3 protein-coding genes are annotated in these 2956 nt (G+C 71.4%); 1 reads left to right on the forward strand and 2 read right to left on the reverse strand.

The window, feature by feature from the left end; all coding sequences use genetic code 11:
• Positions 1 to 63: 63 nt before the first annotated feature.
• Together GUY60_RS36375 and GUY60_RS36380 are read right to left on the reverse strand one after the other, a co-directional pair.
• Positions 64 to 1101 carry an aldo/keto reductase gene (locus GUY60_RS36375; protein WP_161705771.1) on the reverse strand — a complete coding sequence of 346 codons (1038 nt, stop codon included), beginning with the start codon at positions 1099 to 1101 and terminating at the stop codon, positions 64 to 66.
• Positions 1102 to 1106: 5 nt separating this feature from the next.
• Positions 1107 to 1571 carry a MerR family transcriptional regulator gene (locus GUY60_RS36380; protein ID WP_187370218.1) on the reverse strand — a complete coding sequence of 155 codons (465 nt, stop codon included), beginning with the start codon at positions 1569 to 1571 and terminating at the stop codon, positions 1107 to 1109.
• 478 nt (positions 1572 to 2049) lie between these two features.
• On the opposite strand from GUY60_RS36380, the gene GUY60_RS36385 reads away from it, so the two are divergent.
• Entirely contained in the window at positions 2050 to 2865 is an 816-nt protein-coding gene (locus tag GUY60_RS36385) for a serine hydrolase domain-containing protein (protein WP_161705773.1), read from the forward strand.
• Positions 2866 to 2956: the final 91 nt, after the last annotated feature.

A 2956-nucleotide genomic window follows, 5' to 3' on the forward strand; every position in this document is an offset into this window, starting at 1 on the left:
GGGCTACGGGGAGGGGGGCACCCGGAAATACCCGGGCGCCCCCTCGTGTCCGTGCGTACCGCCCTACTCGCGGCCCGCCGAGGTGAAGCTCATGTTGGCGTACCGGCCGCCGGCGACCTGCCCGGCGATCGGCTCCAGGAGCTCCAACTCGCTCTCCGTCAGGACCAGTCGGGTCGCCGCCGCGTTCTCCTCGACGCGGCTGCGCTTGCGGGTGCCCGGAATGGGGATCACGGGCAGGCCGTGCACATCGGCCTGCTGCTGCGCCCAGGCGAGCGCGATCTGCCCGAGGCTCGCGTCCCGGGACTCGGCGAGCTTCCGTACCGGTGCGAGGAGCGCGGCGTTCGCGGTGGCGTTGTCGCCGGTGAAGCGGGGCAGCGTACGGCGGAAGTCGTCCGCGCCGAGCTCGGTGCTCGCGTCCGTGAACGCGCCGGTGAGGAAGCCCCGGCCGAGCGGCGAGTACGGCACGAACGCGGTGCCGAGGCGGGCCGCGGCGGGCACCACGGCGGCCTCCACGTCCCGGCTGAACAGCGACCACTCCGACTGCACGGCGGCGATCGGGTGCACCGCGTGCGCGGCCTCCAGCTCGGGCCCGGTCACCTCGCTGAGGCCCAGGTGCTTGACCTTGCCCTCGGCGACCAGCTCGGCCATGACGCCGACGGTCTCCTCGATGGGCACGTTCACGTCGCGCCGGTGCATGTAGTAGAGGTCGATGACGTCGACGCCGAGGCGCTGGAGGCTGCCCTCGACACAACTGCGGATGTACGCGGGGTCGTTGCTGATGCTGCGATTGTCCAGGTCGTCCTTGTCGAGGACGATGCCGAACTTGGTGGCGAGGACGATCTCGTCCCGGTGCGCCTGCACGAACGGCGCGATGAACTTCTCGTTCTCGCCGAAGCCGTACATGTCCGCGGTGTCGTACAGGGTGACACCCAGCTCAAGGGCGCGCTCCAGGGTGGCCCGCGCCTCGTCGGGGTCCGTGGTGGCGCCGTACGCGAAGCTCATACCCATACAGCCGAGCCCCTGGACGCCCACCTCGGGTCCCGCACTTCCGAGTCGGGTGGTGGCGATCTTCTCCATGCTCTCCGTGCTCTCCCTGCTCATCAGGCTCAAGCCCTCTCCGACGCCCGGTGGACGCCCGCGTAAAAGTCGATCTTGTAGTCGAGTACGGCGAGGGTGCCCTGGAGTTCGGCGATCCGTCCGATGACGTCCCGCCGGGTCTGCTCCAGGAGCGCCTGCCGCTCCTCGAAGGTGTGCTCGCCCTGCCGCACCAGCTCGGCGTAGCGGACCATGCCCGCGACCGGCATCCCGGTGAGGCGGAGCTTGCCGACGAAGGTGAGCCAGTCCAAGTCCCGGTTGCTGAACCGGCGTTGACCGGTGTGCGAGCGGTCCACGTGCGGCATCAGGCCGATCCGCTCGTACCAGCGCAGGGTGTACGCGCTGAGTCCGGTGTGCGCGGCGACCTCGCTGATCGTGTACCGGTCCTCCCCGTCGGGCCGCGGATGCGCCGGGTCCACCCGGTCGCACCGGTTCTGCGCAGCGGGGGTCACCGGAGTGCTCTCCATCACCGTCATGTCCCCCACGCTAGAACCTTGGAGTGCGCTCCAGGCAAGCGAAATCGGGAGGAGATCACCCGTTGTTCTCGTTAGCCTCGCGCCATGAGCCTCGGCCACACCGGCGCACCGTCGAGCCGCGCGCCCCACCTGGGGCTGCCTCCCCAGACCCCGCCCCATCGGCCTGCGGCCCCGTCCTCAAGCGCCGGGCGGGCTGGATATAGGCCCCCGACCGAAACTGAACTCGCTGCCATCACCTAGCAGTTCGGCGAAGCGCCGGGCACCCGCGTCCCCGCCCGGAAAATTCAGCCCGTCCGGCGCTTGAGGACGAGCCCGGAGGGCGATCGGCGGTGACCCTCGCGGGGAGAACGGCTAGTTGCCGGGCGGCGCAAATTCAGCCCGTCCGGCGCCTGAGGACGAGGCCGGAGGCCGATCGGGCGGGGCCCACGTCGAGGGTGCGGGAACAATCCCGGCAACCCCACCCCGTAACCTCAGACGCATGCGAACCCTCGCCCAGATCGAGAACTGGCCCGTCCCGACCGCCGCCGCGGCCGTCGTCCGCGCCGACGGGACCGTCGTCGGGACGCACGGCCCCACCGCGCACCGTTTCGCGCTGGCCTCCGTCACGAAGCCGCTCGCCGCGTACGCCGCGCTCGTCGCGTACGAAGAGGGTGCGATCGAGCTGGACGAGCCCGCCGGGCCCGAGGGGTCCACAGTGCGGCATCTGCTCGCGCACACCAGCGGTCTCGCCTTCGACGAGCACAAGGTGATGGCCCCCGCCGGCACCCGGCGGCTGTACTCCAACGCCGGTTTCGAGGCGCTCGGCGACCACATCGCGAAGGCCGCCGACATGCCGTTCGCCGAGTACGCCCGGCAGGCGGTGCTCGAACCGCTCGGCATGACCGGCACCACGCTGGACGGTTCGCCCGCGAAGGACGGCGTGTCCACCGTCGACGACCTGGTGCGGTTCGCCGCCGAGGTGCAGGCGCCGCGACTGCTCGACGCCCGTACCGTCGTCGAGGCGATGTCCGTCGTGCACCCCGGCCTCTCCGGCATCCTGCCCGGGTACGGCCACCAGAAGCCCAACGACTGGGGCCTCGGCTTCGAGATCCGCGACTCCAAGTCCCCGCACTGGACGGGCAGTTCGTCCTCGCCGCGCACGTTCGGGCACTTCGGTCAGGCCGGTACGTTCCTGTGGATCGACCCGGATGCGGGGGCGGCCTGCGTCGCGCTCGCCGACCGGCCCTTCGGACCGTGGGCGGTCGAGGCGTGGCCGCCGTTCACGGACGCGGTCCTCGCCGAGCTCAAGCGCTAGGCGGCGTCCACGGCGCGGGCAGCTCCCACACCAGGAGTTCCGCGTCGGTGCGCGCCGTCACGTCGAGCCCCCGCTCCCCCGTGAGCCGCAC

This window comes from Streptomyces boluensis (genome assembly GCF_009908195.1).
Classification (GTDB): domain Bacteria; phylum Actinomycetota; class Actinomycetes; order Streptomycetales; family Streptomycetaceae; genus Streptomyces; species Streptomyces boluensis.